Origin of the sequence: Pedobacter sp. HMWF019 (assembly GCF_003061025.1) — a bacterium.
In the GTDB taxonomy this organism is placed as follows: domain Bacteria; phylum Bacteroidota; class Bacteroidia; order Sphingobacteriales; family Sphingobacteriaceae; genus Pedobacter.
Genome location: NZ_QAIL01000551.1, coordinates 23386 through 28444, shown reverse-complemented (window position 1 = coordinate 28444; position 5059 = coordinate 23386). Strand labels below are relative to the sequence as shown.

The 5059-nt window shown below is 40.6% G+C and carries 3 protein-coding genes; all 3 read left to right on the top strand.

Annotation, left to right across the window (positions count from 1 at the left end; all coding sequences use genetic code 11):
• Nucleotides 1–38 precede the first annotated feature (38 nt).
• The gene (locus tag DBR11_RS26970) at nt 39–2324 is read left to right on the top strand and encodes an Rv1355c family protein (RefSeq protein WP_108555648.1); all 2286 of its coding nucleotides are present in this window, start codon (nt 39–41) and stop codon (nt 2322–2324) included.
• Nucleotides 2325–2328: 4 nt separating this feature from the next.
• The gene (locus tag DBR11_RS26965; RefSeq protein ID WP_108555647.1) at nt 2329–3036 is read left to right on the top strand and encodes a hypothetical protein; all 708 of its coding nucleotides are present in this window, start codon (nt 2329–2331) and stop codon (nt 3034–3036) included.
• Nucleotides 3033–5059 (top strand): 7TM diverse intracellular signaling domain-containing protein (locus DBR11_RS26960; protein WP_199233976.1); only part of this gene is annotated, 2027 nt, incomplete at its 3' end. The genes DBR11_RS26965 and DBR11_RS26960, both read left to right, overlap by 4 nt.

The window sequence follows — 5059 nt, the reverse complement described above, 5'->3', positions numbered from 1 at the left end:
GAATACACATAAACTAGGGCAAATTTTAGATATTTTACATGTTATTATTCAGCAATCAATTACAGGCAAACGATCTTTCTTTCGAACCAAAATTCTTTAGAATTTATAATGCTACAGAAAAGAGTGAACTGGAAGCTTTATTAAAAGCCAAACCGCACCTAAAAATACATGATGAAATCGAGACGCAGCTGGATGACCTGATTAAATCTAAGCATCCTAAAAAGAAGCCGGAACCCGATGTTCTTGAAGCACTTAAGACTGAACACATAGGCACACTGAGCAAACAGGAATATGGTGTATGGGTCTATTATCCCTGGTCTGACAGACTGGTCCATTTATTGGATGAGGAAGAATTTATAGAGGTCAGGACCAATAGGAATATTTATAAAATAACCAGAGCAGAACGCGATTTGCTCGGCAAACAAAAAATTGGTGTTGTAGGCCTTTCTGTTGGGCAATCTGTTTCTGTAACCATGGCCATGGAAAGAAGTTTTGGGGAGATCCGCCTGGCTGACTTTGATGTACTGGAACTCACTAATATTAACCGGATCAGAACAGGTGTTCAAAACCTTGGACTACCTAAAGTCATTATTGTAGCCAGAGAGATTAAAGAGATTGATCCATTCTTAAAGGTAATCTGTTTTGCAGATGGCCTTACGGAAGAAAACATGGACCGCTTCTTTAGTGAAGGTGGTAATTTAGACCTAGTTGTCGATGAATGTGATGGTCTGGATATTAAGATTTGGCTCCGTCATAAAGCCAAAGCTTTACGTATTCCGGTAGTAATGGATATGAGTGACAGGGGAACGCTGGATGTGGAAAGATTTGACCTTGAGCCGGAACGGCCAATACTTCATGGAATGATTGATCACCTTGATCCTTCCAGAATTAAACACTTAAAAACCAACGAAGAAAAAATCCCTTTCCTGCTGGCCATGATTGGCGTTGAAACCCTATCCAACAGGCTACAGGCTTCCATGTGCGAAGTAGGTCAATCCATCACAACCTGGCCACAACTGGCTTCGGGAGTTACCCTTGGAGGAGCCCTTTGTGCGGATGTTTCGCGAAGGATCATTCTCGACCAGTACCATGAATCAGGAAGATATTTTATCGATCTGGAAGAACTTATTGGCGATAAAAAACCAGCTTCGGATACAGATTATGTTGTAAAGGAATATCAGGCAGAAGCACTTTCCGCAGAAGAAATGAACAAGGCTGTCGAAGGTCTTGCGGTGAACAGTCAGACGCTGGAGCAGTCGCAACTGGAGCAGATGGTTACCACAGCAATCCAGGCACCTTCTGCCGGAAATAATCAGCCCTGGAAATGGTTTTCCAAACAAGGAAAACTCTTTCTTTTTCATGATGAAAAGCACTCTGTTTCCTGGGGAGATTTTGACAATATTACGTCCAATATTTCTTTTGGTGCGGCGATAGAAAATTTAAAAATTGAAGCTGGAAAAATGGGATTAAAAGTTAGCTGTGAGCTCTTTCCTAATGCACAAAATAAAAGACTGGTCGCTGCTTTCATTTTTTCAGAGGATAAAGAAAAGCCTTATGGGCAGGAATTTGAACCTGGAATCCAGGTGAGGTTAACCAATCGTAAAACAGGTAACGGACAAAAGATCAGCTCTGAAACCCTATCTTCCCTGAAAGATTCGGCCAGCCATGGAAGCCCTGCGGTACTTCATGTGATGGAGGACAAAGATCAGATCAAACAAATCGCAGAAGTGGTTTCAAAGGTGGAAAGAATTCGCTTCCTGTACCCTCAGGGCCACCATGATTTTTACACTCAGGAAATGAGGTGGACTGAAAAAGAGGTTTTGGAAACCAGAACAGGCCTGGATATCAGGAGCCTTGAGCTTTCTGAAAGTGATAAAGCAGGTTTGAACGTGGCTAAAAATCCGGAAGTAATTAAGCTTTTGAACAAATGGGGTGGCGGTGCTGCCTTCGAAAAGCTCTCTAAAAATGCGATCATCAGCTCTTCCGGGATTGGTTTGATCAGTATGCCGGAATACAGTCCTGAAAATTTTATCCTGGGTGGCGAGGCTGTTCAACGGGTATGGTTAGATGCGAACTTAAAGGGGCTCTCCTTCCATCCTATTTCAGCACCATTATTCCTGTTTGCACGTCTCAATCAGGGCAATGGAGAAGAAATGCCGCCTAAAATGATTAAAGAGCTGACGAGTTTACAGGAATCTCTATTTGAAGTGTTTCCTGTACTGCGAAAAGAGCAAGGTATATTTATGTTCAGATTGTCCTATGCTGACGAAGCATCCGTAAGGTCATTCAGAAAGCCTTTGTCGAACGTACTTCAGTTTAATTAGAATTATGACCTTGATTAAATTCAGAGCCTTTAAAGCAACGGAGGATCCCGATACCTGTCAGCGTTTCCTGAAAGGACATGTGAGTGTATTGGAAGACTACGGAATTACCAACATTACCACCAATAACAACCAATGGATGCATATGGATTGTGTATATGGTGTAGTTGCAGAAACAGAAGATGGTGAAATGGTTGGCGGTATCCGCATACAGCTTGCCGATGGTGTTTATCCCTTACCTGTAGAAAAAGCAGTTGGGTATATGGACCCTACGTTATATGATTTGGTTCGTGAGTATATTCCAGACGGTGTAGGCGAACTCTGCGCCCTGTGGAATGCCAAATCTGTGGCCGGACTAGGGATTAGTATCTTACTTACCCGGGCCGGAATATCGATCACCAACCAGGTCACCTGCAAAACATTGATGGGTATTTGTGCAGGATATACCCTCAAAATGTTTAAAAAAGTAGGATTTGTTATTGACAACACCCTGGGAAATGGTGGGGAATTTATCTATCCGAACGAGAATTATATAGCCTGGGTACTGGGTATTTTAAATGCGAAAGAACTGGAAACGGCAGAAGATTACGACAGGGAACGAATGTTAAGTTTGAGGTATAATCCTGTTCAACAATTTATTGAGCAATCGAAAATTGGAGATCTTGAAGTCCATTATAATCTGATCATCCCACCTAACGTTAATCCTCCGGCATGAAGAACTGGCTCTTAATTATCTTTCTTTCCTTCACTTATATTTTTAATGCAGCTGCTGCTGATATTGTGATTAAAAATAGTGACACCAGAAAGAGTATTGGAAAAGATCTTTTCGTCTATGTAGACAAGACCCGGAAACTTGATGTTCAGGATATCATGAAAAGGACGGATTTTGTTCGCAGTAATAAATCCGTACCTAACTTTGGTGTGGAAGATTACACCATCTGGATCAGATTCTCTGTCTTAAATCAGAGTGAGGAAGCCAATCTGACCTTGCAAATTGATCACCCTGTATTGGACAACATTGAATTATATTCAGAACAGGACAATAAAATTACGGTGAAGAAACTGGGTGAGGCTTATCCCTTTAAACATAGGATTTACAACGATCCCTCTTTTATTTTCCAGCTGAATATTCCAAAACAGCAGGAGAAAGTGTACTATATGAGAATAGAGAGCAGCGATAATATCCAGCTCCCCATTTTCATTGGAAAAGAAAGAAACATCATAGAATCTACAAAAAGTAAATACCTGATCTCCGGATTGTATCTGGGTATCATGCTTTCTATGCTATTGTATAATCTCTTTATTTATTTTACAGTAAGAGATAAGAGTTATCTTTATTACGTCGTTTACCTGATCATGGTGATTTTAACCCAGGCAAGTATACAGGGTTTCACCTTTAAGTATTTATGGCCTGGGCTGAGCTGGCTTGCCATCTATAGTTCTTTTATTTTCCCTCCACTGGTTGGAATAACGGCACTTCAGTTTGAAAGGTACTTCCTGAAAACGAAAGAATGGTTACCAAAAACGGACCGTTATGCATCGGTATTTATCTTTCTGTATATAGCTTCTATCTTACTGTCCCTTTTTTCGCAGTACGCCCTTGCATTTAAGCTCATCGAATTTACAGCCTCTACGGTATCTATGTATATGTTTTACATGGCCATAAAAATAAGTTCGAAGGGCTATAGACCTGCTACTTTCTTTTTATTATCCTGGTCTGTTTTTCTGATCGGTATCATTATTTATACCTTGAAGGATTTCGGTGTATTACCATATAACGACCTCACCTATTACACCATGCCTTTTGGCTCGGCATTAGAGGTAACACTTCTGTCTTTTGCCCTTGCAGATAAGATCAATACTTATAGAAAAGAAAAAGAATATTCTCAGGCCGAAGCACTTCGCATCTCGCAGGAAAACGAAAGATTGATCCGGGAACAAAACATTGAATTGGAACAAAAGGTAAATGAGAGGACCCTTGCTTTACAGGAGTCGAACCATACCCTTGAAGTGACTTTAAATGATCTGAAAGAAGCGCAGTCTCAATTGGTGGATTCTGAAAAAATGGCCTCTTTAGGTCAGTTGACTGCTGGTATAGCGCATGAAATTAATAATCCGATCAATTTTGTTACATCTAATATCAAACCGCTGGAGCTCGACATCAATGATTTGAATTCGGTGATCAACCAATATGAAAAACTCAATATTGAGGAAGATCTTGCACCACAAATTGCGAAAATAGAAGCCTTTAAAAAACAAATTGACCTCAATTATGTAAGGGAAGAAATTACTTCGCTTCTTTCTGGAATTGGGGAGGGCGCCAGGAGAACTGCTGAAATTATCAGAAGCCTGAAAAACTTCAGTCGTCTTGATGAAAACGACACCAAGCCTGTGGATTTGAATGAAGGTCTGGATTCTACACTGATTCTGATTAAAAACAATTTCCCTTCTTATCTGAAGATCGAAAAGGATTATGGGCTTCTTCCTCTGGTAGAGTGTCTGCCAGGAAAAATAAATCAGGTATTTATGAATCTGATCACCAATGCTGTACAAGCCATCAAATCCAAAGCTCAGCCTAATCAGGAGGAATTTCTGTGGATTCGTACCTGGCAGGAAGGAGAACAGGTAAAAATCAGTATAAAAGATTCTGGAACTGGCATGCCGGAAGAAGTGAAACAGAAAATATTTGAACCCTTTTTCACGACAAAAGATGTGGGCGAAGGAACAGGCCTTGGTTT

Excerpts from the sequence above, each read along its gene's own strand:
- DBR11_RS26970 (WP_108555648.1), top strand. The coding sequence starts at position 39 with ATGTTATTATTCAGCAATCAATTACAGGCAAACGATCTTTCTTTCGAA.
- DBR11_RS26965 (WP_108555647.1), top strand. The coding sequence starts at position 2,329 with ATGACCTTGATTAAATTCAGAGCCTTTAAAGCAACGGAGGATCCCGAT.